Origin of the sequence: Pseudactinotalea suaedae, assembly GCF_009733815.1 — a bacterium.
In the GTDB taxonomy this organism is placed as follows: domain Bacteria; phylum Actinomycetota; class Actinomycetes; order Actinomycetales; family Beutenbergiaceae; genus Pseudactinotalea; species Pseudactinotalea suaedae.
In genome coordinates, this window is record NZ_WNXY01000003.1 from 274,389 (window position 1) to 301,138 (window position 26,750).

23 protein-coding genes are annotated in these 26,750 nt (G+C 71.8%); 12 read left to right on the forward strand and 11 right to left on the reverse strand.

Translation table 11 applies throughout. The annotated features are described in order from the left end of the window. From GPA04_RS06830 to pyrE, 9 genes are all read right to left on the reverse strand, one after another. On the reverse strand, positions 1-1,287 hold the full coding sequence (locus tag GPA04_RS06830) for an adenylosuccinate synthase (protein ID WP_156223322.1): 1,287 nt from the start codon (positions 1,285-1,287) through the stop codon (positions 1-3). Positions 1,288-1,354: 67 nt separating this feature from the next. Beyond that, entirely contained in the window at positions 1,355-1,807 is a 453-nt protein-coding gene (locus tag GPA04_RS06835; RefSeq protein WP_156223323.1) for a DUF3151 domain-containing protein, read from the reverse strand. 99 nt (positions 1,808-1,906) lie between these two features. Beyond that, positions 1,907-3,211 (reverse strand): hypothetical protein, encoded by a 1,305-nt coding sequence (locus GPA04_RS06840; protein WP_156223324.1) that lies wholly within the window; start codon positions 3,209-3,211, stop codon positions 1,907-1,909. Between the two features lie 25 nt (positions 3,212-3,236). Then, on the reverse strand, positions 3,237-4,733 hold the full coding sequence (locus GPA04_RS06845) for a hypothetical protein (protein WP_156223325.1): 1,497 nt from the start codon (positions 4,731-4,733) through the stop codon (positions 3,237-3,239). 222 nt (positions 4,734-4,955) lie between these two features. Continuing rightward, positions 4,956-5,975 carry a class II fructose-bisphosphate aldolase gene (fbaA, locus tag GPA04_RS06850; protein WP_156223326.1) on the reverse strand — a complete coding sequence of 340 codons (1,020 nt, stop codon included), beginning with the start codon at positions 5,973-5,975 and terminating at the stop codon, positions 4,956-4,958. A gap of 375 nt (positions 5,976-6,350) precedes the next feature. Beyond that, complete coding sequence (locus tag GPA04_RS06855) at positions 6,351-6,971, reverse strand: TrmH family RNA methyltransferase (RefSeq protein WP_436277906.1); 621 nt, start codon at positions 6,969-6,971, stop codon at positions 6,351-6,353. Beyond that, positions 6,968-7,681: a hypothetical protein gene (locus GPA04_RS06860; protein WP_156223328.1), complete on the reverse strand. Its 714-nt coding sequence runs from the start codon at positions 7,679-7,681 to the stop codon at positions 6,968-6,970. Before GPA04_RS06860 ends, GPA04_RS06855 begins: the two co-directional genes overlap by 4 nt. 83 nt (positions 7,682-7,764) lie before the next feature. Next, positions 7,765-8,520 carry a LemA family protein gene (locus tag GPA04_RS06865; RefSeq protein ID WP_156223329.1) on the reverse strand — a complete coding sequence of 252 codons (756 nt, stop codon included), beginning with the start codon at positions 8,518-8,520 and terminating at the stop codon, positions 7,765-7,767. A 75-nt stretch (positions 8,521-8,595) separates the two neighbouring features. After that, a complete protein-coding gene (gene pyrE, locus GPA04_RS06870) occupies positions 8,596-9,168 on the reverse strand; it encodes an orotate phosphoribosyltransferase (protein WP_156223519.1) in 573 nt (190 codons plus the stop codon). Positions 9,169-9,210: 42 nt separating this feature from the next. Here pyrE and GPA04_RS06875 point away from each other — a divergent pair, with 42 nt between their 5' ends. The 3 genes from GPA04_RS06875 to GPA04_RS06885 all read left to right on the forward strand — a co-directional run bounded on the left by GPA04_RS06875 (position 9,211) and on the right by GPA04_RS06885 (position 12,064). Further along, positions 9,211-10,026, forward strand: a complete 816-nt coding sequence (locus GPA04_RS06875; protein WP_156223330.1) for an exodeoxyribonuclease III — start codon at positions 9,211-9,213, stop codon at positions 10,024-10,026. Positions 10,027-10,166: 140 nt separating this feature from the next. Next, positions 10,167-10,955 carry a DUF4190 domain-containing protein gene (locus GPA04_RS06880; RefSeq protein WP_162458540.1) on the forward strand — a complete coding sequence of 263 codons (789 nt, stop codon included), beginning with the start codon at positions 10,167-10,169 and terminating at the stop codon, positions 10,953-10,955. A 14-nt stretch (positions 10,956-10,969) separates the two neighbouring features. Then, a complete protein-coding gene (locus GPA04_RS06885; RefSeq protein WP_156223332.1) occupies positions 10,970-12,064 on the forward strand; it encodes a septum formation family protein in 1,095 nt (364 codons plus the stop codon). Between the two features lie 86 nt (positions 12,065-12,150). Here the strand turns inward: GPA04_RS06885 and clpB are convergent, their stop codons facing one another. Further along, positions 12,151-14,787 carry an ATP-dependent chaperone ClpB gene (gene clpB / locus GPA04_RS06890; protein ID WP_156223333.1) on the reverse strand — a complete coding sequence of 879 codons (2,637 nt, stop codon included), beginning with the start codon at positions 14,785-14,787 and terminating at the stop codon, positions 12,151-12,153. 230 nt (positions 14,788-15,017) lie between these two features. Between clpB and GPA04_RS06895 the strand changes: the two genes are divergently transcribed. The 6 genes from GPA04_RS06895 to GPA04_RS06920 all read left to right on the forward strand — a co-directional run bounded on the left by GPA04_RS06895 (position 15,018) and on the right by GPA04_RS06920 (position 22,358). Then, positions 15,018-15,239 (forward strand): antitoxin, encoded by a 222-nt coding sequence (locus tag GPA04_RS06895; protein WP_156223334.1) that lies wholly within the window; start codon positions 15,018-15,020, stop codon positions 15,237-15,239. A gap of 78 nt (positions 15,240-15,317) precedes the next feature. After that, on the forward strand, positions 15,318-16,775 hold the full coding sequence (locus GPA04_RS06900) for an amidohydrolase (protein ID WP_156223335.1): 1,458 nt from the start codon (positions 15,318-15,320) through the stop codon (positions 16,773-16,775). Between the two features lie 40 nt (positions 16,776-16,815). Beyond that, a complete protein-coding gene (locus GPA04_RS06905) occupies positions 16,816-17,532 on the forward strand; it encodes an HAD family hydrolase (protein ID WP_156223336.1) in 717 nt (238 codons plus the stop codon). A 4-nt stretch (positions 17,533-17,536) separates the two neighbouring features. Continuing rightward, positions 17,537-20,086, forward strand: a complete 2,550-nt coding sequence (locus GPA04_RS06910; RefSeq protein WP_156223337.1) for a glycoside hydrolase family 65 protein — start codon at positions 17,537-17,539, stop codon at positions 20,084-20,086. Positions 20,087-20,158: 72 nt separating this feature from the next. Next, positions 20,159-20,383 (forward strand): AsnC family protein, encoded by a 225-nt coding sequence (locus GPA04_RS06915; RefSeq protein WP_156223338.1) that lies wholly within the window; start codon positions 20,159-20,161, stop codon positions 20,381-20,383. A gap of 97 nt (positions 20,384-20,480) precedes the next feature. Beyond that, complete coding sequence (locus GPA04_RS06920; protein ID WP_156223339.1) at positions 20,481-22,358, forward strand: ABC transporter ATP-binding protein; 1,878 nt, start codon at positions 20,481-20,483, stop codon at positions 22,356-22,358. Positions 22,359-22,567: 209 nt separating this feature from the next. Here the strand turns inward: GPA04_RS06920 and GPA04_RS06925 are convergent, their stop codons facing one another. Then, positions 22,568-23,308 (reverse strand): SDR family oxidoreductase, encoded by a 741-nt coding sequence (locus tag GPA04_RS06925; RefSeq protein WP_156223340.1) that lies wholly within the window; start codon positions 23,306-23,308, stop codon positions 22,568-22,570. 171 nt (positions 23,309-23,479) lie between these two features. Between GPA04_RS06925 and GPA04_RS06930 the strand changes: the two genes are divergently transcribed. The 3 genes from GPA04_RS06930 to GPA04_RS06940 all read left to right on the forward strand — a co-directional run bounded on the left by GPA04_RS06930 (position 23,480) and on the right by GPA04_RS06940 (position 26,745). Beyond that, the gene (locus GPA04_RS06930) at positions 23,480-24,274 is read left to right on the forward strand and encodes an LppM family (lipo)protein (RefSeq protein ID WP_156223341.1); all 795 of its coding nucleotides are present in this window, start codon (positions 23,480-23,482) and stop codon (positions 24,272-24,274) included. Next, positions 24,274-24,762: a Cys-tRNA(Pro) deacylase gene (gene ybaK, locus GPA04_RS06935; RefSeq protein ID WP_156223342.1), complete on the forward strand. Its 489-nt coding sequence runs from the start codon at positions 24,274-24,276 to the stop codon at positions 24,760-24,762. Before GPA04_RS06930 ends, ybaK begins: the two co-directional genes overlap by 1 nt. Before the next feature lie 138 nt (positions 24,763-24,900). Beyond that, entirely contained in the window at positions 24,901-26,745 is a 1,845-nt protein-coding gene (locus tag GPA04_RS06940; protein WP_156223343.1) for a metallophosphoesterase family protein, read from the forward strand. Positions 26,746-26,750: the final 5 nt, after the last annotated feature.

Here is a 26,750-nt window from a genome sequence, read left to right on the forward strand (position 1 = left end):
CTAACCCAGCAGGTCGTGCCGCACGATCGTCGCCTCGCGGTCGGGACCCACGCCCACCGACGAGATCCGAGTGCCGCTCATCTCCTCGAGCGCCTCCACGTACCGGCGCGCGTTGACCGGGAGGTCCTCCCACGTCCGTGCCAGCGAGAGGTCCTCCCACCAGCCGTCGAGCTCCTCGTAGATCGGGGTGGCCCGGGCGAAGGCGGACTGGTCGATCGGCATCTCGTCGTGGCGGACGCCGTCGACGTCGTACGCCACGCACACCGGCACCTTCTCGAAGCCGGTGAGCACGTCGAGCTTGGTCAGCACGAGGTCGGTGAGGCCGTTGACGCGACCCGCGTAGCGCGCCACGACCGCGTCGTACCAGCCGCAGCGGCGGGGCCGGCCCGTGGTGACCCCGTACTCGCCGCCGGTCTTGCGGAGCTGCTCTCCGACGGCGTCGAGGAGCTCGGTGGGGAACGGCCCCTCGCCCACGCGTGTGGTGTACGCCTTGATGACCCCGACGACGCGGTCGATACGCGTGGGGCCGATGCCGGAACCGGTCGCGGCACCGCCCGCGGTCGCCGAGGAGGACGTGACGAACGGATAGGTGCCGTGGTCGACGTCGAGCATGGTCGCCTGGCCGGCCTCGAACACGACGTTCTTGCCCTCGTCGAGGGCACGGTTGAGCACCAGACCGGTGTCGGCCACCATCGGCGCCACCCTGTCGGCGTAGGAGCGCAGCTCGGCGACGACCTCGTCGATGTCGGCGCTGCGGCGGTTGTAGATCTTGGTGAGGATCTGGTTCTTCTGCGCGAGCGCGCCCTCGACCTTGTCGTGGAGGATCTCCTCGTCGAACAGGTCGGAGATCCGGATGCCGACCCGGTTCATCTTGTCGGCGTACGTGGGCCCGATGCCGCGGCCCGTGGTGCCGATCTGCCGCTTGCCCAGGAACCGCTCGGTGACCTTGTCGAGCGTGCGGTTGTAGGAGGGGATGACGTGGGCCGAGCTCGAGATCAGCAGCTTGGAGGTGTCGACGCCACGACCCTGCAGGCCCTCGAGCTCCTCGAACAGCACCGCGAGGTCCACGACCACGCCGTTGCCGATGATCGGGGTGCATCCCGGCGACAGGATCCCCGAGGGCAGCAGGTGCAGCGCGTACTTCTCGTCGCCGACGACGACCGTGTGGCCGGCGTTGTTGCCGCCGTTGAACTTGACGACGTAGTCGACGCGCGAACCGAGCTGATCGGTGGCCTTGCCCTTGCCCTCGTCGCCCCACTGTGCCCCGAGCACCACTACTGCCGGCATGTCATGCCTCTTTCATCGGCGGACTGTCCCGGGGGTCGAGCCTATCGACCGGGAACGACATCGATCGTCACGGGGCCTCCGGCGGAGCGAACCGCAGCGTGTCGCTCGGGTTCCCGAGGACGTCGTCGGCGGCGGGGTCGCAGTCGTGGGCGAAGGCGCGGCAGCGGTCGGCCTCGTCCTGCTCGCCGATCACCTCGGCCGCGCTCGTCAGCGCGAGCAGGCTGATGAGGAAGCCCTGGTTGGGCACGTGCGTGGCGGGCACCGGACCCGCCCCGCGCCAGCCCGCGCGCCGCAGCGCGTCGAGCCCGCGGTGGTAGCCGGTCCGGGCGAAGGCGTAGGCGGCCACCGGGTCCTCCCCGGCCAGCGACTCCAGGGCGAGCCGCCCCCAGGCGTAGGAGGCGGCCGGGAACGCCGCAGCGGCTTCGCGCAGCGAGGATCCTGCCGCCAGCGCCGCACGGGCGGCGGTGTCCGGGTGGTCGTCGGGCAGCAGGGTGGGCTCGGGGCCCAGGAGGTTGGTCACGCCCCCATTCTGCCCCGGACCCGGCTGTCCCTGCGGGCGACCACCAACGCTCGGCGACCGTTGGGGGGCTCGTGCTCCTACCCGGTCGGTCGGAGCCGATCAGGGGTTCGCGAGCCTGATGTGGTCCCGCACGAAGCGGAACGCCGGGTCGTCGCGGGCGGCGACGCCGTCGAGGTCGACGCGCCGGTGGACATCTGCCGGGAGCGTGCCGCCCGGCAGCCGCACGACCTGGGCCTCGTACCAGTCGTCGACGATGTGAGCCTGCTGCTCGTTGTTGAAGCTGCCCCAGGACTGGCCCTGCCAGCCCTTCTCTCTCAGCCGGGCCGACGAGTCGCCCGGGGTGTAGTCGTACGTCCCGCCGAGGTCCGAGATCAGGCCGACGAGCGACCGCTGCGTCACCTGCCAGGCGTGCACCAGCTCGTGCACGAACAGCTGGCCGGGTCTGGTGTAGCTCTCGCTGTCGGGCTTGGCGTAGGACAGCGGCTGGTCCCACCCCTGCGTGCCGAGGTTGACGAGGATGCTGCCGCCTCGGCCCGGCATCACGAAGGCGCGCTCGCCGTTGTCGCCGTTCTGGTAGAGGTTGGTGATCCGCACCCGCCCGTAGTCGATCGTGTCCGAGAAGATTCGCCGCGCGAAGGCGATCTCCTCCGGCCGCAGGCCACGGTCCTTGACGTCGGTGGCCAGATTGAGCACCTCACCCGCCGCGAGCCCTCCGACGAGGACCGGCACCAGCCCGAACGGACCCGCGAGCAGGACCTGCCCTCCCGCGACCAGCAGCGAGCCCCACACGGTCTGGGCATCACCGGCGATGCCGAGATCGGCCAGCTCGTGACCGAGCACGAGCACCCACCCGCTCGGTCCGAGCAACCCGTTGAGCACCACGCCACGGGCGAGGAAGTCGATCAGGTCGGCCGCCGTGCCGAGCACGCCGCCGAGCTCGGCGTGCATCGAGTGCGCCAGGGTCAGGTTCGCGCCGCGGATCTGGCGCCACTGCGCGGCGATCACCGGGTGGGTGTCGTGCTGCGCGAACGTGTGCTGTCGGTCCCCGGGGGTGTCGGTGCCGTAGACGCTCCCGCTGTGCACGCTGGCGAGGTAGTTCCCGTCGGGCAGCCGGAGCCAGAGGTTCAACCCGTAGTCGTAGGAGTAGAACCCGGTCGCCCGCATGTGCCCGCTCACGCGGTAGCGGCCGTCGCTGGAGAGCTCATAGCTGCCGCGACCGTTGATCGGCGCCCCGTCCGTGGTGTGGATCGCGGTGGTGAAGGTGCGCGACTCCACCGTCCCGAGAGCCGCGATCAGCGCACGCAGCGAGACCGGGTCCGGCACGGGCATCTCGACGGCGACCTGGCGCATCGAGTCCTCGCCGCGGGCCCAGGACGCCTGCAGGGCCTCCCGCAGCGTGGTCATGACCCGCTCCTGACAGCCCGGCCGCTCATTGCAGCGCCACCAGCACCCGGACCAGCCCCCGCCCGCGGGCGAGCCCCTGCATCGCCTTGCCGAGCACGGCTCCGAACGCTCGCTCGCGGTCCGCGACCCGCATGGCATGTCCCGGCACGTCCGAGGTCGTGAGGAGGTCGCCCACGCGGATCGGCGCGGCATCGGCGTCGACCCAGCAGCAGACCTTGCCCACGAGCGCGACCGGCAGCTTGGCCTCGGCGTCCGCCTGGTCGAGCAGCACGCCCGGGCGGTAGTCGCCGGCGCCGGAGACGACACCGGCGACCCGGCCGTCGTAGCCCGTCGTCGAGATCCGGAGCCGACCGTCGTCGTCGAGCACCAGGACCGAGCCGGGCCGGATCTCACGGTCGTCGACATCGAAGCCCTCGGCCAGGTCCGCGCCGATCAGCCGGACGTCCCCGGCGACCTCGATGTCGCCACCGACGCGGACGTCGCCCTTGGCCCTGATCACACCGGTGGCCTCGATCTTGCCGGCGACCCGCACCGCGCCGGTCACGTCGACTGCGCCGACGAACCGCCCCGCGATGTCGCCCACGCCGCTGATGGCGGCCGCATCCCGGGTGCCCGACCCGACCGTTCCGAGGACACCGTTGCCGCCGTTCGCCTTCGTGTGTCCCCAGACGCCGTTGCCGCGCGGTCCGGGTGCGCGGAACAGCTCCGGGACGTAGCCGCCCAGCCAGGGCGAGTGGATCTGCGGGGCCAGCGCGCCGCGGTCGTCACGCCCCACCCAGGACGGCAGCCCGCGCTCGATCCCGTCGACGAACTCGTCGCTGTGCCTGACGACCTCGCCCCACTCGGCCGGTCGGTGCTCGGCGTGCGCGTCCGAGGCGAGCATCGCCGTCGTTGCGGCACTGAGCTCGAGACCGTGGTCGAGGAGCTCCTCGAACGGCCCAGGCCCCTCGGCGATGCCGTGGACGCCGTTGCCGCGCACCGAGGCTCCGAGCACGCCGACCTGCTCGTGGTGGTAACCGCTCACCCCGGCGTCGCCGCCGCGCCCCAGCACGCCGGACCCGGCGCCGGCCCCCTGCACGCCGTGCACGGCTGCCCTCCGGGGCACCGACGTCTCCCCGAAGACGGCGGCGCCGGTGTGCGCGCCGTCGGTGCGGGCGACAGGTTCGGTGGAGTCGTTGACGGCGTGGATCGTGTTGCCCTCCGAGGTGTGCCCGAAGGCGACCAGCGCGACGCCGCTCGCCGACTCCAGCTGCGCGGCCGCACCGGTCCGGGAGTGGCCGAGCAGCCCGGCGGATCCTTCCGAGCTCCCCCACACGCCGGCGGCGGACCCGTGCCCGTGCCCGCGGACGCCGGCACCTCCGGGCACGCTCGAGGCACCCCGCACCCCCGCACCACCGGTCTCGGCATCGGGTGGCAGCGCGGCCGTCCCGGTGTTCCTGCCGACGACGCCGTCCCGCTCGCTCGCCTCGGTGCTGGCGACCGCACCGTCGTCGGACGGGTCTGATCCGAACTCTCCGGGCATGGTGACTCCCTCGACGTGTCTGCCCCGACACACCAAGGAGCACCCTGACCGCCGAGTGATACCGCGGGCCTCGCACCGGAACCACGAACCCGACGCGAGGCACCCCAGGCGGCGAGGCGGCGCAGGACGCGTGAGCGCCGGCCCAGCCCGGCCCCGGACAGACCGACGGCGGCCCTCACGAGGTGAGAGCCGCCGTCGGGCGGTGCTGAGAAAGGGCTGGGATCAGCCCTTGTTGCCGGCCGAGCGCAGCTGCTGGCAGGCCTCGACCACGCGGGCGGCCATGCCGGCCTCGGCGGCCTTGCCCCAGGCACGGGGGTCGTACGCCTTCTTGTTGCCGACCTCGCCGTCGATCTTGAGGACGCCGTCGTAGTTGGTGAACATGTGCCCGACGACAGGGCGCGTGAACGCGTACTGGGTGTCGGTGTCGATGTTCATCTTGATGACGCCGAAGTCGACGGCCGCGGAGATCTCCTCGGCGGTCGAGCCGGACCCACCGTGGAAGACCAGGTCGAACGGCTTGTCCTTGCCGATCTTCGCGCCGACCTCGTCCTGGATCTCCTTGAGGATCTCCGGGCGGAGCTTGACGGCGCCCGGCTTGTACACGCCGTGCACGTTGCCGAAGGTCAGGGCGGTCAGGTAGCGACCCCTCTCACCGGCGCCGAGGGCCTCGACGGTCTTCAGGCCGTCCTCGACCGTGGTGTAGAGCTTGTCGTTGATCGCGGCCTCGTGGCCGTCCTCCTCGCCACCGACCACGCCGACCTCGATCTCCAGGATCGTGCGGGCGGCCTGCGAGAGCTCGAGCAGCTCGGCGGCGATCACGAGGTTCTCCTCGATCGGCACGTCGGAGCCGTCGTACATGTGCGACTGGAACGTGGGGAGCTGACCGTTCTTGACCTGCTCGGCCTCGATGGCCAGCAGCGGGCGCACCCAGGAGTCGAGGTTGCCCTTGACGCAGTGGTCGGTGTGGATGGCCACGGTCACCGGGTAGTTCTTGGCGACCTCCGTCGCGTAGGCCGCGAGCGCGAGCGAACCGGCCACGCGGTCCTTGATGGTGGCGCCGGAAGCGTACTCGCCGCCACCGACCGACACCTGGATGATGCCGTCGGACTCAGCCTCGGCGAAGCCCTGCAGGGCGGCGGTGATGGTCTGTGAGGACGTGATGTTGATCGCCGGGTACGCGAAGGAGCCAGCCTTCGCCCGGTCGATCATGTCGGCGTAAGCCTCGGGAGTTGCGATGGGCATGCGGGTCTCTCCATGAACGACGGCGGGATGTCGGGTCCAGTCTGTCACCGCCACCTTCCCCTCGGGAACGTGGCCCGTGAACCGGACGCCCTCACCCGCCCGGCGTCTCCGCTTGCCGTCCCCCTCCCGCCCCCTCCCGCCCCCCTCCCGACCTGGTTCGAGGTAATCGGCGACCCCCGCGCGGTCCCGCATGACCTCCACCCGCTTTCCCCGCCCCGCGCCCCCAGCCGGTTCGAGGTAAACGGCGACCACGGCGCGGTGGCGGATTACCTCGAACCCACTTCCCCCGGCTCCCGCTCTGGGCGCGGTCGAGGTAATCGGGGACCGCGAGAGGGTGGCCGATTACCTCGAACCGGTGAGGAGGGGCTGGCGGGGTCAGGTGTGCTGGATCGCCCACGCCCACATCGCGACGGCTGCGGCGGCGCCGGCGTTGATCGAGCGGGTGGAGCCGTGCTGGGTGATATGGAGCACCGCCTCGCAGACCTGCTGCGCCTGCGGCGTCAGGCCCGCCGACTCCTCGCCGAACAGCAGCGCGCAGGCCCGGGGCAGGCTCCGACCCTCCAGCGGCACCGACCCGGGCACGTTGTCGACGCCGAGGACCGGGACCCCCGCGCCCTCGGCCCAGGTGGCGAAGGCGGCGGCGTCCTCGTGATGGTGCACGTGCAGGTAGCGGTCGGTGACCATCGCACCGCGGCGGTTCCACCGGCGGCGGCCGATCACGTGGACGCCGGCCACGTTGAAGGCGTTGGCGGTACGGACGACCGACCCGATGTTGAAGTCGCGGCCCCAGTTCTCGATCGCGACGTGCAACGGGTTCCGCCGGGTGTCCAGGTCGGCGACGATCGCCTCGAGGCGCCAGTACCGGTACTGGTCGGCGACGTTGCGGTGGTCCCCCGCCGCGAGCAGGTCCGGGTCAAGGCGCGGATCGTCCGGCCACGGCTGCGGGTGCGGCCCGACGCCGCGGCCCTCGACCAGGTCATCCTCCGCCTCGGTCACGGGAGCGCCCAGGTGACGTAGACGCTGGCGCCGAGCCACACGGCCACGGCGATGAGCACGCCGAGCAGCACCGGGTGCCGGTGCGCCCACAGCGTCGCGCCGGGGTAGGACGCCTCGATGTCGGCGCCACGGGTAGTGCTCGGCCGAGCGGCGCCGACGCGCCGGGCGATCTGCTCGACCTCGGCGTAGGCGTACAGGTCGGAGGTGATCATGAACCCGTACCGACGGCGACGACGGCGGATCGAGAGCCGCCGCACGTGCTGCCGCCCCGTCCGGGTGCGGCGCACGTAGGAGTGCAGCACGGGGGTCTCCAGCTCCTCGCGCAGGTACGTCGTGGTGCCCCGCAGCGAGCGCCGGGTGATCCCGGACGGATCGACGCGCACCTGGCCGTACAGCGTCTCCACCAGCACGGCCAGAGCGATGGCCAGCAGCACGCCGTAGAGAATCGCCAGCCAGCTCGGACCAGACCGCGCCGCGAGGATCATCACGACCAGGACGGCCGAGGCGATCGCCATCGCGACCGTGAGGAACCTGTTGGGTCGAAAGACCGCGGCCTCGCCCGGGTGCCACGGTCCGCCGGCGGTCGACGGCGGAGCGAGCGGGTCCCACGAGCTCGCAGCCGGACGTCCCGCAGCCGGGGCCTGACCATCGACTGCCCCGTAGGGCAGCGGCACGCCGTCCCAGGGCGCGCGCCCGTCATGTGGTGACATCCCTGTCCTATCGATCTCTACACGACGATGCTCCGCCGTCGAGCCGTGAGGGCCGACGGCGGAGCATCGTGGGTGAGTGGGGCTCAGCCCTGGGGCGGGTAGCCAGGCTGGCCGCCGCCCTGACCGGGCTGCGGGTAACCGGGCTGGCCACCGCCCTGGCCGGGCAGGAAGCCGCCCGGCTGACCGCCCTGGCTCGGGCCGGGCGCGTCGGTGATGTGCGGGGCCGGGTGCGGCGGGGTGCCGTACTGACCGACCTGGCCCTGGGTGTCGGCGAAGGACACCCGCGGCGCGGCCCGAACGATCGGGTCGTTGGTCTCGAAGTACTCGGCACGGTGGAAGTTGAACATGCTCGCGATGATGTTCGGCGGGAAGCTCTCGACCTTGGTGTTGAGCTCGCGCACGTTCGCGTTGTAGAACCGGCGGCCGGCAGCGATCCGGTCCTCGGTGTTGGTCAGCTCGTTCTGCAGCGACACGAACGCGTCGACGGCGCGCAGCTGCGGGTAGGCCTCGGCCACGGCGAAGAGCCGGCCCAGGGCGCCGCTCAGCGCGTCCTCCTGGCGGGCCTGCTCGGCAGGCGAGGCGCCCGGCGTGGCGGCGGCGGCGCGCGCCTGCGTGACTTCGTCGAACACCGCGCGCTCGTGGGCCGCGTAGCCCTTGACCGTGTCGAGGAGGTTCGGGATCAGGTCGTAGCGGCGGTGCAGCTCGACGTCGATCTGGCGCCAGGCCTCCTGCACGAGGTTGCGGAGCCGAACGAAGCCGTTGTACGTCGCGATCGCCCAGAGCACGGGGATCAGCACCACAACGACGACGACGATGAGAACGATGACTCCGGTGTCCATGCGGGCCTCCTTCTGAAGTCAGGGTCCACGACCCGGGGTCGAGGTCGGCCGAGCGGGTCGCCCGGTTCGTCGAGCCTACTGGCGGCCCAGCCCCAGATCGCTCGTGGAGAGCAAGGAGACGTAGGGAAGTTCTGCCCTCGCGAACACCTCGGTGGCCTCGGTCTGCCTGTCGAGGATCGTCGCGACGCCGACCACCTCGGCACCGACAGCTCGCGCGGCCTCGACCGCCAGCATCGGGCTGGCGCCGGTGGTGGTGGTGTCCTCGACGACCACCACGCGGCGGCCGGTGATGTCCGGTCCCTCCACCTGCCGCTTCATGCCGTGCCCCTTGGCCTCCTTGCGCACGAGGAAAGCGTCGAGGTCGAGCCCGCGGCTGGCGGCGGCGTGCTGGATCGCGCACACGACCGGGTCCGCCCCCATCGTGGGGCCGCCGACGGCGTCGATCTCGCCCACCCCCATGCCCGCCTCCTCCAGCATGTCGAGCATGAGGTGCCCGATCAGCGGTGCGGCCTCGTGCTGCAGCGTCAGCCGCCGCATGTCCACGTAGTAGTCGGCCTCGCGGCCGCTGGAGAGCGTCACCTTGCCGTGCACGACGGCGAGCTCGCCGATCAGCTGGGCGAGGCGCTGCTTGGGGGTCTGCTCCGGCATCGTCACGGCGCTCAGGCTACCCAGGGCGGGTAGCGTCGCAGGGTGCGGATCGCGACGTGGAACGTGAACTCGATCAGGGCGCGCGCGGAACGCGTCGCTGCGTGGCTGGAGCGCAACGAGGTCGACGTCCTCGCGATGCAGGAGACCAAGGCCGCCGACCATCTCTTTCCCTACATGACCTTCGAGGCCGTCGGCTACGAGGTCGCGCACGTAGGCACCAGCCAGTGGAACGGTGTCGCGATCGCCTCGCGGGTCGGGCTCGACGGCGTCGCGTCCGGTTTCGCCGGTCAGCCCGGCTGGGGTGAACCGGTAGCCGCGGAGGCTCGCGCGCTCGGGGCGACGTGTGGCGGTGTGCGGGTGTGGAGCGTGTACGTGCCGAACGGCCGGTCCCTCGACGACCCGCACTACCTGTACAAGCTCGACTGGTTGCGGGCGCTGCGCGAGGCGGCAGCGGGCTGGCCGGCGCTCCCGACCGTGGTGATGGGCGACTGGAACGTGGCGCCCACCGACGCCGACGTGTGGGACCCCGGGTACTTCGAGGGGAAGACCCACGTCTCAGATCCTGAGCGCACCGCACTGGCGGCGTTCGCCGAGGCGGGCTTCACCGAGCTGACCGCAGCGTTCACTCCCGGCCGCTTCACCTACTGGGACTACCAGCGGCTGGCCTTCCCGAAGAACCGTGGCATGCGCATCGACCTGGCGTTCGGGAACCCGGCGTTCGCCGCACGACTGCGCGGCGTCGCCATCGACCGCGAGGAGCGCAAGGGCGCCGGGGCGTCCGACCACGTGCCGGTCGTGCTGGAGGTCGAGACGGGGTCGGGCGAGCCCCTCGAGCTCGCTCCTGATGGGCACCTCTGACCCGGAGCCGGGTCTCACCATGGCGGCCGATGGCCGATAGTGTTCCGCACATGGGTCAGCCGCCAGCATCGTGGCCGAGCCCTGACCAGTCGTCCTTCGGACCGCCGGCCGGGGCTCCCGGTCCAGCGACCCCGGCGCCGGTGCCATCGGCCTGGCAGGACCCCTCCGGCCGGTCGGCCCCGCCGACCGCTCCGCCGGTCCCGCAGCTGCCGACCCAGCAGCCGTTCGCTCCTCCCTCGGGCCAGAGCATGTACGGGGCGCGTCCCGCCCCGGTGCCGCAGCAGCAGGCGCAGGGTGGCTACGGCGCGTTCACCTTCCCGGTCGCCCCGAAGCAGAAGCTCGAGCCGCTCGCCGTCGCCGGCGTGGCCACCTCGCCGCTCGGTCCGGTCGGTATCGCGCTCGGTCTGCTCGCGCGCAACCGGATCAAGCAGACGCGACGGCGGAGCATGGCTCTGGCGTGGACCGGCGTGGCGCTCGGCGCGCTGTTCACGTTCGGATGGGCGCTGGCGACGTCGGTGCTGTCGATGAACGGCACCATCGACCGCGCGCTGGAGAGCCCGCAGCCCGGTGACGTCTCGCAGCCGCGCACGGTCGCCGCCGCGAACCTCGCGGTCGGCAACTGCATCCAGACACTGCCGCCGGCGCAGCAGGTGGGCGAGGTCAGCCTCGTCCCGTGCGCCGACGATCACATCGCCCAGGTCGTCAGCCTGCACGCACGTTCCGGAGACTTCCCGGGTGCGGACTCGCTCGCTGCTGACGCCACGGCGACCTGCACCGCCGACATCGAGCAGCTCGATGCCGGCGATGCCTCGTTCGTGCCCTGGTATCTCGTCCCGTCCGAGGCGGGCTGGGACCAGGGCAACACCCAGGTGGTCTGCCTGCTCCGTGGCGACGCGGGCCCCCTCAACGTCGATCTCATCAATACCTAGGAAAGGGGATCCACATGAGCACGCCATGGAATCCGTCAGGGCAGGACCCTCAGCAGCCGGGCCAGCCGCCCCAGCAGCCGGGCCAGCCCCCGCAGCAGCCGGGTGACCAGCCCGCCTACGGGGCACCCCAGCAGCCGGGCCAGGCACCGAGCTATGGGGCCTCCTCCCAACCGGGTCAGCCGCAGCAGCCCAGCTACGGCGCGTCCTCCCAGCCCGGTCAGCCGCAGCAGCCCGGCTACGGGGCCTCCTCCCAGCCCGGTCAGCCGCAGCAGCCCGGCTACGGCCAGCCGCAGCAGCCGACCCAGCAGTTCGGCCAGCCGCAGCCCGGCCAGCCGCAGCAGCCGGGTCAGCCCCCGTACGGCCAGCAGCCCGGTCAGCCCGCCTTCGGCCAGCAGCCCGGTCAGGCGCCGGGCTTCGGCGCCGGTTCGCAGCCGGGCTACGGCGGCTTCGGTGGTCCCGGCGGCCCCGGTGGCCCCGGTGGTGGCTACGGCGGCGCGGGTGGCCCCGGCGGGCAGCCGCCGAAGAAGAACTCGATGCCGATCATCATCGGCGTCATCGTGGGCATCGCCGTGATCGTCGGCATCTTCTTCGCCATCCAGGCGCTGACCGGCGGCGGCGGTGACGACCCGACGGCGGACCCGACCACCACGCAGGAGCCGACGGACGAGCCCACCACCGACGAGCCGACCGACGATCCCACCACGGAGGAGCCGACCGACGAGCCGACCGGCGACGTCGTCGAGATCGCCGACACCGAGGTCGTCCCCGGTGACTGCATCCTCTCGATCGAGTACAACGCGAACAACATGTGGGAGAAGGTCGACTGCTCGACCCCGCACGAGTTCGAGGTCGTCGCCGAGAGCACCTCGGACGCGGCGGAGTTCCCCGGCGAGGACGTCCTGACGGCCGAGTCCGAGGCGTTCTGCACCGACGCCGTGACCCCGTTCTTCGACATGGTCGCGGACTCGGAGAGCGTCAACTTCAACTACATGTGGCCGACCGATCGCACCTGGGAGGCGGGTGACCGCAAGTACAGCTGCCTCATGGTGGCCATCGACGGCGCGATGTTCACCGGCAGCTTCATCGACGGTGACGTGACGGTCAGCTGACCCGAACCGCGACAGCCGACTGGCCCCGCCCGGAGCGATCCGGGCGGGGCCAGCGCCGTCTTCAGGCCGCTCGGGCGGCGACCAGGTCAGGCGATGCCGGCGGCCGCCTGATCGGCTGCGCGGACCTCGAGCCCTGGGGCGTCGAGAGCCTCGGGCCGGTCGACGAGCACGTGCCCGCCGTCGGTGACCGCGCCCGCGAGCAGCAGCCGGGCGAGCTTGTCGCCGATCTCCCGCTGGATCAGGCGCCGCAGCGGACGAGCCCCGTAGGAGGGGTCGTACCCCTCCAGCGCGAGCCACTCGCGCGCCGCCGGTGTGACCTCGAGCGTGAGCCGACGGTCCGCCAACCGCTCCCCGAGCCGCTCCACCTGCAGGTCCACGATGCTGCCCAGCTCGCCGATGCTCAGCGGGTCGAACAGCACGATCTCGTCGAGCCTGTTGAGGAACTCCGGCTTGAACGAGGACCGCACCAGGCTCATCACCGCCTCGTTCTTGGCCGCGCCATCGAGCGAGGTGTCCACCAGGAACTGCGAGCCCAGGTTGGAGGTCAGCACGAGGATGACGTTCCGGAGGTCGACCGTGCGGCCCTGACCGTCGGTCAGCCGCCCGTCGTCGAGCACCTGCAGCAGGATGTCGAACACCTCGGGGTGAGCCTTCTCGACCTCATCGAGCAGCACCACCGAGTACGGCCTGCGCCGCACGGCCTCGGTGAGCTGGCCGCCCTCCTCGTACCCGACGTACCCGGGAGGCGCACCGACCAGACGCGCCACCGAGTGCTTCTCGCTGTACTCGCTCATGTCGATCCGCACCATCGCGCGCTCGTCGTCGAACAGGAAGTCCGCGAGCGACTTGGCGAGCTCGGTCTTGCCCACACCCGTCGGGCCGAGGAACAGGAACGAGCCCAGCGGTCGGTCCGGGTCGGAGATGCCGGCGCGCGAGCGCCGCACGGCGTCGGAGACGGCCCGCACCGCCGTCTGCTGCCCGATCAGCCGGCGTCCGAGGACGTCCTCCATGTGCAGCAGCTTCTCGGTCTCGCCCTGCAGCAGTCGCCCGGTCGGGATGCCCGTCCAGGCGCCCACGACCTCGGCCACCTCTTCCGGGCCGACGTACTCGGCGACCATCGGCGCCCGCTTCGGCTCGCCACCTCCCGCCTGCATCTCGGCCTGCTCGGCGGCGGCGATCTCGCGCTCGACGGCGGGGATCTCGCCGTAGAGCAGGCGCGACGCCTTCTCGAGGTCACCCTCGCGCTGTGCCTTCTCGGCGTCGGTGCGCAGCTCGTCGAGCTTCTTGCGGGCCTCACCGATCTGGTTGAGGCCGGCACGTTCGGACTCCCACCGGGCCGTGAGCGCGGTCAGCTCCTCCGACCGGTCGGCCAGGTCGGCGCGCAGCTTCTCCAGCCGCTGCTGGGTGCCCGGGTCGTCGGTGCCACCCTCGGAGAGATAGGCCTCCTCCATCCGCATGCGGTCGACCTCGCGCCGGAGCTGATCGATCTCGACGGGCGAGGAGTCCAGCTCCATGCGCAGCCGGGACGCGGCCTCGTCGACCAGGTCGATCGCCTTGTCGGGCAGCTGGCGCCCGGTGATGTAGCGGTCCGAGAGGGTCGCGGCCGCCACCAGGGCGCCGTCGGAGATCGTCACGTTGTGGTGCGCCTCGTACTTGGGCGCGATGCCACGCAGGATCGCCACGGTGTCCTCGACCGAGGGCTCGCCCACGAACACCTGCTGGAACCGGCGCTCCAGCGCCGGGTCCTTCTCGATGTACTCGCGGTACTCGTCCAGCGTCGTGGCGCCGACCATCCGCAGCTCGCCGCGCGCGAGCATCGGCTTGAGCATGTTGCCGGCGTCCATCGCGCTGTCGCCGCCCGCGCCCGCTCCGACCACCGTGTGCAGCTCGTCGATGAAGGTGATGATCTCGCCGTCGGAGCCCTTGATCTCGTCGAGGACGGCCTTGAGCCGCTCCTCGAACTCGCCGCGGTACTTCGCACCCGCGAGCATCGCCCCCAGGTCCAGCGCGATGATGCGCTTGCCGGCGAGGGAGTTGGGCACGTCGCCGTCGACGATGCGCTGGGCGAGCCCCTCGACGACGGCGGTCTTGCCGACGCCCGGCTCACCGATGAGCACCGGGTTGTTCTTGGTCCGGCGTGAGAGCACCTGCACCACGCGACGGATCTCGCTGTCGCGGCCGATGATCGGGTCGATCTTGCCGTCGCGTGCGCTCGCGGTGAGGTCGGTGCCGTACTTCTCCAGCGCCTGGAAGGTGCCTTCGGGGTCCGGCGAGGTCACGTTGCCGGAGCCGCGGACCGCGGGCAGACGTTCGTTGAGCCGGTCGCGGTCGGCGCCGGCTGCGCGCAGGATGTCCCCGGCCGCCCCGGAGTCCTTGGCGAGGCCGAGCAGCAGATGCTCGGTGGAGACGTAGGAGTCACCCAGTGCGGTGGCCTCCTGCGAGGCAGCGCTCAGCGCGTTGATCAGCGCGCGGGCCGCCTGCGGCTGGTTGACGCTGGACCCCGAGGCTGCGGGCAGCGCCGCGAGCGCGCCCGTCACCTGCTGTCCGATCGCCCGGCGATCGACGCCCACGGCGTCGAGCAACGCGTTCGCCACGCCCTCCTGCTGCTCGAGGAGCGCGGCGAGCAGGTGAACGGGCTCGAGCTGCGGGTTCCCCGCACCCGAAGCCTTCTGAAGAGCGGCCGCCATGGCCTCCTGCGACTTCGTCGTGAGCTTGGTGTCCATCGAACCTCCGGAAGTAGTGAATCGGTCTCCACAGTGGCCAACCGCATCAGAGTTGAGTCTATTCCGCTCAAGTCTGCTTCGGAGTCGCGTTCGCCACGCTATCCGGCCGTTCCCGACCGCGTTCGAGGATTCCTCCCCCGGGGGAACCCCGCGTGCGTCCCGAGGGTGCGTGCGAGACTGACGATCGTCCGGGCGGGACCTGTCCCGCCGCACACACGGAGGGCAAGCTCATGGGTTTCGACTCGTTCAAGAACAAGATCAACGACGTCCTGGGTGACGAGCAGCAGACGGACAAGGCGCTCGACCAGGCGAAGAACTTCATCAACGACAAGACCGGCGACAAGTACGCCGACAAGGTCGAGCAGGGTCGCGACTTCGTCGACGGCAAGGTGGGCGACGACCGGGCCGGCGGCACCACCGGCGACCGACCGGTGGGCGACGACAAGGTCTGACGGCTCGACGCGGGCGCTGAGCCCGCATGCCCGGTCCGTGCCCGCAGGCCGGCCGGGCGGCTGAACTACGCTCGCGGGGTGCCGGCCGACCTGACGATCAGCGGCGCCCGACTGCTGGGCGAGGACGCCCTCGTGGACGTCGTGGTCGACGGCGGCCGGATCGCCGCCGTCGACCGCTCGCGCGCGGGCTCGACGGCGACCGCCCGGGTCCTCGAGGCCGAGGGCCGCTGGGTGGCGCCTGGCATGTGGGACCACCACGTGCACCCCACGGACTGGGCGGCGCTGCGGCACCGCCTCGACCTGCGCGATGCCGCCTCGGCTGCCGGCTGCGTGGCCGCGGTCGCCGCGCACGTGGCGGCGAACCCGGGCAGCGAGGTCGTCGGGACCGGGCTGTGGTGCGCCGGCTGGGACACCCGCCCGGTGCGGGCCGACATCGACCGGTTCGACGTGCCGGTGTCGCTGCTCTCGGGTGACGCGCACTCCGCGGTCTTCAACGGCGCCGCGCTCGCCAGGTACGGCCTGGCGGCCGACGCCGACGCCGACGGCTGGGTCACCGAGAGCGCGTGGTTCGCCGTGATGCCCCGCATCGGCTCGGTGGACGACGCCACCCGGGACCGCTGGGTGGTCGAGGCCGGTCGGGATGCGGCCAGGAGGGGCGTCGTCGGGATCGTCGACCTCGACCCGGGCGACACCCACAGCGCCTGGCGACGCCGGGTCGCGGCGGGATTCGCCGCGCACCGGGTCCGCGCCGGGGTGTGGATCGACCATCTCGAGCGCGCGATCGACGCCGGGCTCCGCAGCGGCGACCCGATCCCCGGTGCCGGTCCGCTCGTGAGCATGGGGCCGCTCAAGGTCATCGCCGACGGCTCGCTCAACACCGGCACGGCGCACTGCCGGGCACCGTTCCCGGGCGGCGGCCACGGTGCCATGAACCTCGACCAGAGCAGCCTCGTCGAGGCCATGTCGCGCGCCGCCCGCGCCGGCATCCACGCGACGATCCACGCCATCGGCGACGCAGCCCTGACCCTGGTGCTCGACGCGTTCGAGGCGAGCGGCGCCCAGGGCTCGGTCGAGCACGTCCAGCTCGCGACGCCGTCGGACATCGCCCGGATGGCCGGGCTGGGTCTGGCTGCGAGCGTCCAGCCGTGGCACCTGGTCGACGACCGGGACCTCGCCGAGACCCTGTGGGCGGGCCGCACGGACCGTGCGTACGCCTACGCCGACATGGCCGCGGCCGGCGTCGAGCTGCGGCTCGGGTCCGACGCCCCGGTGGCACCGCTCGACCCCTGGCGTGCGATCAGCGCCGCGGTGCTGCGCAGCGGTGACGAGCGGCCCGCCTGGCACCCGGAGCAGCGGATCAGCCTCGATCTCGCGCTGCGGTCCTCGTGGGGCGGCGTGCACGAGGTCGCGGCCGGTGGCGTCGCCGACCTCGTGCTGCTGGAGGAGGACCCCCGCCGGGTCGAGGTCTCCTCGCTGCCGCGGATCGGTGTCGCCGCGACCGTCTGCGCCGGGAACGTGACGCACACGACCCTCTAGCGATTGCGGGATCGAGGACGGGCGCTCGTACTCTCGTCGTGTGAAGTGGGACGACTACGACGCTGCCCTGTTCGACCTCGACGGCGTGCTGACCCCGACCGCGGACGTGCACATGCGGGCCTGGGACGAGATGTTCAACGGGTATCTGGCGACCCGTCCCGGTCAGCGCACGTACACCGACCGCGACTACTACGACTACGTCGACGGCAAGCCCCGCTACGACGGCGTCCGCACCTTCCTCGCCTCGCGCGGCATCGTGCTGCCGGAGGGCGCCCCGACCGACAGCCCTGCGATGGAGACCGTGTGCGGCCTCGGCAACCGCAAGAACGCCGAGTTCGCACGGATCCTCGAGACCGAGGGCGTGGAGCCGTACCCGGCGTCGGTGGCGCTGCTGGACTTCCTCGCGCGGCGCGGCACCGGTGTCGCCGTGGTCTCGAGCAGCCGCAACGCCCCGGCCGTGCTCGCCGCGGCCGGTCTGGCCGACCGGTTCGAGATCGTGGTCGACGGGCGGGTCGCCGCCGCGACCGGGCTCCCCGGCAAGCCGGCGCCCGACACCTTCCTGCACGCGGCCGAGCGGCTCGGGGTCTCGCGGCAACGGTCCGTGGTGCTCGAGGACGCACTCTCCGGCGTCCAGGCCGGCCGGGCCGGTAGGTTCGGGCTCGTGGTCGGCGTCGATCGGGGCGCCGGGGCCGAGGAGCTGATCGCGAACGGTGCCGACGTCGTCGTGCACGAGCTCGACGAGCTGATCGAGGACTGAGCGCATGCATGCACACGGCGGCAGCCCGGACCCGCTCGACCGCACCCGGTTCCCGGTCGACGAGTGGGCGCTGCGCGAGACCTGGTACTCGGCCGAGGACCTCGGCGTCACCGAGACGCTGTTCGCCGTGGGCAACGGCTACCTCGGGCTGCGGGGCAACTCCGAGGAGGGCCGCGACACCCACGCTCACGGGACCTTCGTCAACGGCTTCCACGAGACCTGGCAGATCCAGCACGCCGAGGAGGCGTTCGGCTTCGCCCGCACCGGCCAGACGATCGTCAACGCCCCTGACGTCAAGACGATCAAGCTCTACGTCGACGACGAGCCGCTGCTGCTGTCGGTCGCCGACCTCGAGCAGTACGAGCGCGTGCTCGACTTCCGCGAGGGTGTCCTGCACCGCTCGCTGATCTGGCGCACAGCCTCGGGCAAGCGGGTCCGCGTCGACTCGCGCCGCATGACCTCCCTCGAGCACCGCCATCTCGCCGTCATGACCTTCGAGGTCACCATGCTCGACGGCGACGCTCCCGTCGCGATCTCCTCCCAGCTCCTCAACCGCCAGGACGGGCTCGACGAGTACACGACCCAGTCGCTCGGCGCCGGCGACCCCGCCGCCGGCTTCGACCCGCGCAAGGCGAGCAAGCTGAACGAGCGGGTGCTCGTGCCGCAGAGCCACTGGGCGGGCGACCGACGCATGGTGCTGAGCTGGCGGGCCGCGCACTCGCGCATGACGCTCGCCGTCGGCGTCGACCACACGATCGTCACCGACAACGCGTTCGAGGAGCTCACGCACGCCGAGGACGACATCGCGAAGAAGATCTACCGGGTCCGGGCCGAGCAGGGCAAGCCGATCCGGATCACGAAGGTCGCGGCGTACCACTCCTCGCGCGGGGTGCCCACGCGCGAGCTCGTGGACCGGTGCCGGCGCACGCTCGACCGTGTCCGCGAGGACGGCGTCGAGGAGTGCTTCGCGTCCCAGCGCCGTGAGATGGCCGCGTACTGGGAGCGGTCCGACGTCGTCGTCGAGGGGAACTCGGCGGTGGAGCAGGCCATCCGCTGGAACCTGTACCAGCTCGCCCAGGCCTCGCTGCGCGTGGAGACCGCCGGCATCGCCGCCAAGGGTGTCTCGGGCTCGGGCTACGAGGGCCACTACTTCTGGGACTCCGAGATCTACGTGCTCCCGTTCCTGACCTACACCTCGCCGTGGGTGGCGCGGGGGGCGTTGCGGTTCCGGCACCACATGCTGCCCGCCGCACGGCGCCGTGCCCACGAGATGTCCCAGGTGGGGGCGCTGTTCCCGTGGCGGACGATCTCCGGCGAGGAGGCCTCGGCCTACTACGCGGCCGGAACGGCGCAGTACCACATCAACGCCGACATCTCCTTCGCGCTGTGCAAGTACGTCGACGCCACGGGCGACACGGACTTCATGGTGCGCGAGGGCCTCGAGATCCTCGTCGAGACCGCCCGCATGTGGGAGGACCTCGGCTTCTGGCTCGGCGGCGAGAACCCGCGCTTCCACATCCACGGCGTGACCGGCCCGGACGAGTACACCGCCGTCGTGAACAACAACCTGTTCACCAACGTGATGGCGCGCGACAACCTGCGGCAGGCGGCCACGTGGTGCCGGCACATCGCCGAGTACTGGCCCGAGCAGTACGAGCGGCTGGCCAACCAGCTCGAGCTCGACCCGGGCGAGGCCGAGGAGTGGGCACGCTGCGCCGACAACATGTACGTCCCCTACGACGAGGCGCTCAAGGTCCACCCTCAGGACCAGCACTTCCTCGAGCGCGAGGTCTGGGACCTGGCCGCGACGCCGCAGGACAAGCGGCCGCTGCTGCTGCACTACCACCCGCTCGTGATCTACCGGTTCCAGGTGCTCAAGCAGGCCGACGTCGTCGCCGCGTTGTTCCTGCACGGTGATGAGTTCAGCCGCGAGGTCAAGCGCGCCGACTTCGAGTACTACGACCCGATCACGACCGGCGACTCCTCGCTCTCGGCCGTGGTGCAGGCGATCATCGCCGCTGAGGTCGGCTACCAGGAGCTGGCGCTGAAGTACTTCTACGCCGGCCTCTACGTGGATCTGGCGAACCTGCACGGCAACGCCTCGGACGGCATCCACGTGGCCTCGACCGGCGGCGTCTGGAGCGCGCTGGTCTACGGCTTCGCCGGCATGCGCGACTACAACGGCTCGCTGACGTTCGACCCCAGGCTGCCGGTCGAGTGGCCGGCGCTCAGCTTCACGCTGCGCTACCACGACTCGCGGCTGCACGTGCGGCTCGAGCGCGAGCGGATCTCCTTCGAGCTGCGGGACGGCGCCGCGGTGCCGCTGTCGGTGCGAGGCGAGCGGTACCTCGTCGAGCCGGGCCACCCGCTCGTGGTCGCGCTCGAGGACCAGGGGCCCGTCATCGAGCGCGAGCTCGGCAGCATGCCGCTGATCGGTTCGAGCAACGAGCACAACATGGTCTACACCGCGGGTGTGCCCGACCCCGACCGCCGCAAGAAAGCTGCCGCCGCGCGCAACGGCAACGGAAACGGGAACGGGAACGGGCAGGGGTAGCGCAGGGCAGCACGCACGGACCGCGGTCAACCCAGGTTGACAGGATGCGTCCCGTCAACCTACATTGACACCATGGTCAGGACGGCGGTCGGTGAGGCCGGTGGCGGCGGCTCCTTCGAGGTGATCGAGGAGCTGATCGGGCTGACCAGTCAGCGGCGGACCCAGGTGGCCGAGATCGAGCGCCGCGAGGCCGAGCTCGTCCGGAAAGCCCGGCAGCAGGGCTGCTCATGGCAGCAGATCGCGGCCGCGCTCGACGTCAGCAAGCAGGCCGTCCACAAGAAGTACGGTCGCAGGTGAACCTCGCGTCCTCGCGCGAGCTCACCTGCTGCCTCCACCACGACCCGCGGGGTCGATCCACACCACGCCCGACGCAGGAAACGGCTGACACCGGACCATGACGACATCCCCGACCACGCCCCCGGAGGCCGGCCCGAGCGCCGCGACCGGCCCGGACCGGTCCAGCCTGACCGACCCGGGCGCCGCACGCCGGTCCCGGAGCCCGTTCGGACGCCGTCGGGAGGCCGACGACGGCCCGCGCGCCTCGCTGCGCGAGCTGCTGCCCTACCTGGTGGTCAAGCGTGGCCTGCTGATCGCGGCGATCGTGCTCTCGGTCCTGGGTGCGGCGACCTCGCTCGCGCAACCGCTGCTGGTCCAGCAGGTGATCGACCGGGTGCAGTCCGCCGCGGAGCTCGGCTGGCTGCCGTGGCTGCTGGTCGGGCTCGTGGTCGCCGACGCGGTGCTTGCGGGCTACCAGCACTACCTGCTGCAGGTGATGGGCGAGCAGGTGGTGCGGCTGAGCCGCCGACGCCTGGTCGCGCGCATCCTGCACCTGCCGATCTCGACCTTCGACACGCGCCGCACGGGCGACCTGGTCAGCCGGGTCGGCAGCGACACCACGCTGCTGCGTGCCGTGCTCACGCAAGGCCTGGTGGAGTCCGTCGGCGGCTTCCTCACGTTCGTCGGTGCGGTGATCGCGATGATCGTCATCGACCCGCTGCTGTTCGGGCTCACCCTCGGCGTGGTGGTGCTGGCCTTCGGGCTCGCCGGCGCCGTGATGCCGATGCTGACGCGGGCGAGCGCGCAGGCGCAGGCGCAGGTGGGCGCGCTGTCCTCGGCACTGGAACGCGCGATCTCGGGGGTGCGGACGATCCGCGCCGCGAACGCCGGTGACCGCGAGGCGGCGGTCATCGACGAGCGCACCGAGGGCGCCTACCGAGCCGGCATCCGGGTCGCGCGGGTCTCGGCGCTCGTGGTGCCGATCGCGGGCGTCGCTCTGCAGGTCGCGTTCCTCGTGGTGCTCGGTGTCGGCGGTGCGCGCGTGGCGGCCGGCGACCTCTCGATCGCCGCGCTGGTCGGGTTCCTCATGTTCCTGTTCCTGCTGGTGATGCCGCTCGCGCAGATCATCGGCGCGATGTCCGCCGTCAGCCAGGCGCTCGGAGCGCTCGGCAGGATCCAGGAGATCGTGCGGCTGCCGGTCGAGTCCGACGACGACGTGGTCACCTCGGCGACGCCGGCCGACGCCGCGCCGGCCATCGCGTTCGAGCGGGTCTCGTTCCGCTACCCCGCGGGCGACGGCGGCGCTCCCCCGGTGCTCGACGGCGTCTCGTTCGTGGTCCCTCGCGGCTCGCGCACCGCGCTGGTCGGGCCGTCCGGGGCGGGCAAGTCGACCGCTTTCGCGCTGGTGGAGCGGTTCTACGACCCGACCGACGGCCGGGTGCTGGCCGGCGGCGTGGACGTGCGAGACATCTCGCGCACCGATCTGCGCTCCGGCATCGGATACGTGGAGCAGGACGCACCGGTGCTGGCCGGCTCGCTCGCCGACAACCTGCGGCTCGGCTCGCCCGAGGCCACCGAGGAGCAGATGCGTGCGGTGCTCGCCCAGGTGAACCTCGCCGAGCTCCTCACGCGCTCCCCCGCCGGGTTGGACGCACCCGTCGGCGAGCACGGCGTGATGCTCTCGGGCGGCGAGCGCCAGCGGCTCGCGATCGCGCGCGCTCTGCTGACCGCGCCGGCGCTGCTGCTGCTCGACGAGTCGACGTCGAGCCTGGACAGCCGCAACGAGGCGCAGTTGCGCGCGGCGATCGACGAGGTGGCCACCGGTCGCACCCTGCTCGTCATCGCGCACCGCCTCTCGACGGTGGTCGACTCCGACCAGATCGTGGTCCTCGAGAGCGGCAGGGTCGCCGCGATCGGCACCCACACCGAGCTGCTGGCCACCTCGCCCCTGTACCGCGAGCTCGCCCAGCACCAGCTCCTCGCCCCCACCGACTGACCCGCCCGCGCGCCCCTGCCCCCGCGCATCCCTCCCCCGCACAGCCACACCCACGCATACCCCCCGCACACCCCCCGCTCAGCCCCCGCACAGCCCGCTCTCTCCCCGCACAGCCCCCTCCCCTCACCGCTGCGGAAAGCGCTATGGGGTGCTCTCGGTCCACCCGGTGGACCGAGACGACCCCGGAGGCGGGGGTCGAGCGGCCGGGGTCAGGCGGAGAAGCCGCCGTCGGCGTGGATGAGCTGGCCGTTGATCCAGCCGCCCTCGTCCGAGCAGAGGAAGGCGACCACGGCCGCCACGTCGTCGGGCGTGCCGAGTCGACCGGCCGGCGTCTGCTGCCTGCCGGACTCGCGGATCTCCTCGGTCATCCAGCCGGTGTCGACGGGGCCGGGGTTGACGACGTTCGAGGTGATCCGACGATCACTCAGCTCGCGGGCCGCAGCGAGGACGACGCGGTCGAGCGCTCCCTTGGTGGCGCCGTAGGGCAGGTTGTGCACCACGTGGTCGCTGGTGAGCCCGACGATCCGGCCGTACCCCGGTGCCTGCAGCGCGAAGTCACGGATCAACAGCCACGTCGCCCTGACGTTCACTGCGTAGTGCCGGTCGAAGCTCTCGACGGTGGTGTCCAGGATCGAGGAGTCGACGCTCTCGCAGTGGGACAGCACGAGCACCGACGCCGGCCGCGGCACCCTTCCCATCACCGAGGCCGCCGCCTGGGCGTCCGCCAGGTCGCACTCGATCATCGTGACGTCGGCACCCAGCGACTCCAGCTCGGACCGCACCGCATCGAGGTCACCGGCTGCACCGTGCACGCGTTCGTCGTACGCCGGCAGATACACCAGCGCGAGGTCGTGCGTCGCCGCGAGCCGGCGCGCGATCCCGGCGCCGATGCTCTCCGGGCGACCGACGCCGGTGAGGAGCGCCACGGGTCGTGATGTGTCACCAGTCATGTCCGGGAGCGTACGTCGCCCTCCCCCTCGCCTTCCCTGGTCGCCGAGATCGGTGATCGACGGCGAGATCGGTGATCGCACGCACCGATCTCGCCGTGCATCACCGATCTCGGCGCTGAGAAGGCCTGGGCGGCTGGGGTTGAGCGGAGACCCACGTCGTAGGGTGCCGGGGTGACCACGGCGACCCGGACGAACCTGGCCCTGCGCGCGGTGGTGAGCGCCGCCGTCGGGCTCCTGGTGCTGGCCGGGTGCGTCCGGCTCGACGGCGACCTGACGATCAACGGGACCGCCGCGGCGGCACCGGACACGATCTCGGGGACGATGGTCGTGGCGATCTCGGACGAGTGGGCGATCGCGCACGGCGAGGACCCGGCCGCGCTGGCTGCGGCGATCTCCGAGGAGATCGCCGCCAACCCCGGGAGCGGCCTGACCGGGGAGCCGTATGTCGTCGAGGGGTACACCGGCACCACGCTGACCTTCGACGAGGTCCCGATCGAGCGGCTGAGCCTGGCCACCGACGGCGCGCTGTCGATCACCCGCGAGGGCGATCGCTACGTGCTGCGCGGCGACCTCGCGGTCCTCGACCCGACGGAGGACGACGCCGAGGCCCCGGCCGGTCCGCCGTGGTCCGCGCGCATCTCGGTCACGCTGCCCGAGGACGTCACCGAGCACAACGGAGCACTCGAGGGCCGCACCGTCACATGGGATCTCGACCAGAGCAGCCCCGATGCGACGATGCTCGCGGTCTCGTCGGTGGGACCGACCTCGTGGCTGTCGCGGGTGCCGGTGTGGTTGCTCGTGATCACCGGCGTCGCCGGGATCGGTGCGTCGGCGGCCTGGTGGTGGGGTCGCAGCCGCCGTGCGCGGGACGACGACGGCGGAGCCCGGGTCGGTCGGGATCGTTCCGCCGGCGGTCCGGCCAAGCGGGTCGACGAGATCTTCGACCGGTCGGACCAGGAACGCTGATGGCGCGTCGGCAGAGCGGCGGCACGCCCGCAACGATGGCGCTCGACGCCGCCGGCATCACCTATGAGGCACGGACCTACGAGCACGACCCTGCTGCGGCGTCGTACGGGCTGGAGGCGGCCGAGCTGCTCGGCGTCGCCCCCGAGCGGGTGTTCAAGACCCTGCTGGTCGACCTCGACGGCGGAGGGTTGGCGGTCGGCATCGTCCCGGTCGACCGGCAGCTCGACCTCAAGGCGATCGCGGCCGCTGTCGGCGTGAAGCGGGCGAGCATGGCCGACCCGAAGGTGGCGGAGCGGGTGACCGGCTACGTGGTCGGTGGGATCAGCCCGATCGGTCAGAAGCGAGCGCTCCCGACCGTGCTCGACGACAGCGCCGCCGGGTTCGCGACGATCCTCGTCTCCGGCGGGAAGCGCGGGCTGGATCTCGAGCTGGCCCCCGAGGACCTGCTCTCCGCGACAGGTGGCGCCCTGGCGGCGATCGGACGCTGAGCGCGCGGTATCGCTCACGCACGGCAGATCGAGCACTCCGCGGCCTCGTTCACCAACCTCGGTGAGTCGTCGGCGGCCTCGTGCTACGTTCGCGAGTTCGACGCACACAGCTGTGCCTGACCGAAGGTTGGCGATCTCATGGCCGAGCCCTGCCTCTCTCGTCCCGTCAGCCGTCGCGCTGTCCTGGGCGGCGCCGTCGCCGCCGGGTTGGTCCCGACGGCCTTCGGAGCCATCCCCGCTGCCGCGGCCGGCCCCGCACCGGCGGAAGGCGGCCACGGCGGGCGACGCCTCGACCTGCGGGTGCTGCCGTACCTGCAGGCTCCGTCGGCGACGTCGATGTCGCTCACCTGGTTCACCTACAGCAGCACCCGCACGACGGTCACGGTCACCGGCCCAGGGCTGCGCGGCGGCAAGCGCATCACGGTGCGGGGCACGGAAGACCCGGTGCTGACGTACACCGACGCCGAGCGCACCGAGGAGATCCCCGGTCTCGAGCAGGGCTCGTGGATCTTGTCCGACGGCAACGTCAAGCACCGCCTCGAGCTGACCGGCCTGCGCCCGGACTCGGAGTACTCCTACACCGTCGGCGAGGGCAGGCGCGCCTACCGCGCACGGTTCCGCACCGCGCCGTCGACGAAGGACTGGGAGCGCGTCACCTTCATCGCGATGTCGGACCACGAGACCGAGCCGCGAGGGCGCGTCACGCGACGGGAGTGGGCGCCGGGTGAGGGAGCCGACGCCGACCGGCCCTCTGCCGAGCCGGGTTCGGCCTGGGACGCGGTGTTCGGCACCACGACCCTCAACGGTGCGCCGGTGCTGCGGTACCCGCTCACCGAGGACGAGGGCTACCGGGCCAACCTCGCCGTGGTCGACGCCGCCAAGCCCGACTTCCTCATGTTCCCCGGCGACCTCGTCCAGGGAGGCGGCTACCAGCCGGGATGGGACGAGTGGTTCCGCTGCAACGCGGGCGAAGCGGGGTCGCGGCTGTCCCGCACCCCGGTGCTCCCCGCGCTCGGCAACTGGGAGAGCTTCGGGGGCACGGTCAACGGCGGCTACGGCACGCCAGAGGACCGTTCGAACGTGGTCCGGTCGCGCGCCAAGTACCACGCGTACTTCGACGGCCCCGACAACGGGACGCCCGCGCACCGCGGCAACTACTACCGCGTCGACTACGGCCCGGTCACGGTCATCACGCTCGACTCCAACAACGGCGAGCCGGACGACGACACCGAGAACTACGCCGACGACCCGGCGACCGGCCGGGAGTACCGCGGTCCCGGCACCGACACCCAGAACAACTTCACCGCCGCCGAGTACGCCGCGGCCGGTGGCACCGATCTGTCCGACTTCAACCCGGGCAGCGTGCAGTGGCGCTGGGCCGAGCGGCAGCTGGCCGACGCGCGGCGTCGTGGTCAGATCATCTTCATGCAGTGGCACCACTCGCCGTTCAGCAGCGGCGAGCACGGGCTGCCGATGTACCACGTCGACACCTCCGGGCAGGGCGGCACCCCGATGCGGCAGTACCACGAGATGGCCGAGCGGTACGGCGTCGTCGCCGTGATCTGCGGGCACAGCGAGCTGTTCGAGCGCAGCTTCGTCGATCTCGACGGCGACGGTGTGGGCGTGCAGTACTACGACGTCGGTGTGGCGGGGGACGGTCTGCGCGGCGAGCGCCGGGTGGCCGGCCCGGGCTCAGAGCTGCTGAGCTACAACCCCTACCGGCAGTGGACCGCCGACCGCGACGAGCGCGAGGTCTGGGGCGACGTCCGTGGCACCCGGGTGCTGCGCCGTGGCGGCAAGCACTACGGACACCTGCAGGTGGAGGTCGAGCGGCGCCGACGCGGCGGTGCGTCGGTCACGCTGACCCCGGTGCACGTGTTCCCCGTGCTGGGCAGCGACTACCGCGTGCAGCGCACCGAACGCCGTGTCTACGACGACGTCGTCGAGATCCGCGTCGGCAAGGACGGCCGCGTCAAGCGCTGACGCCG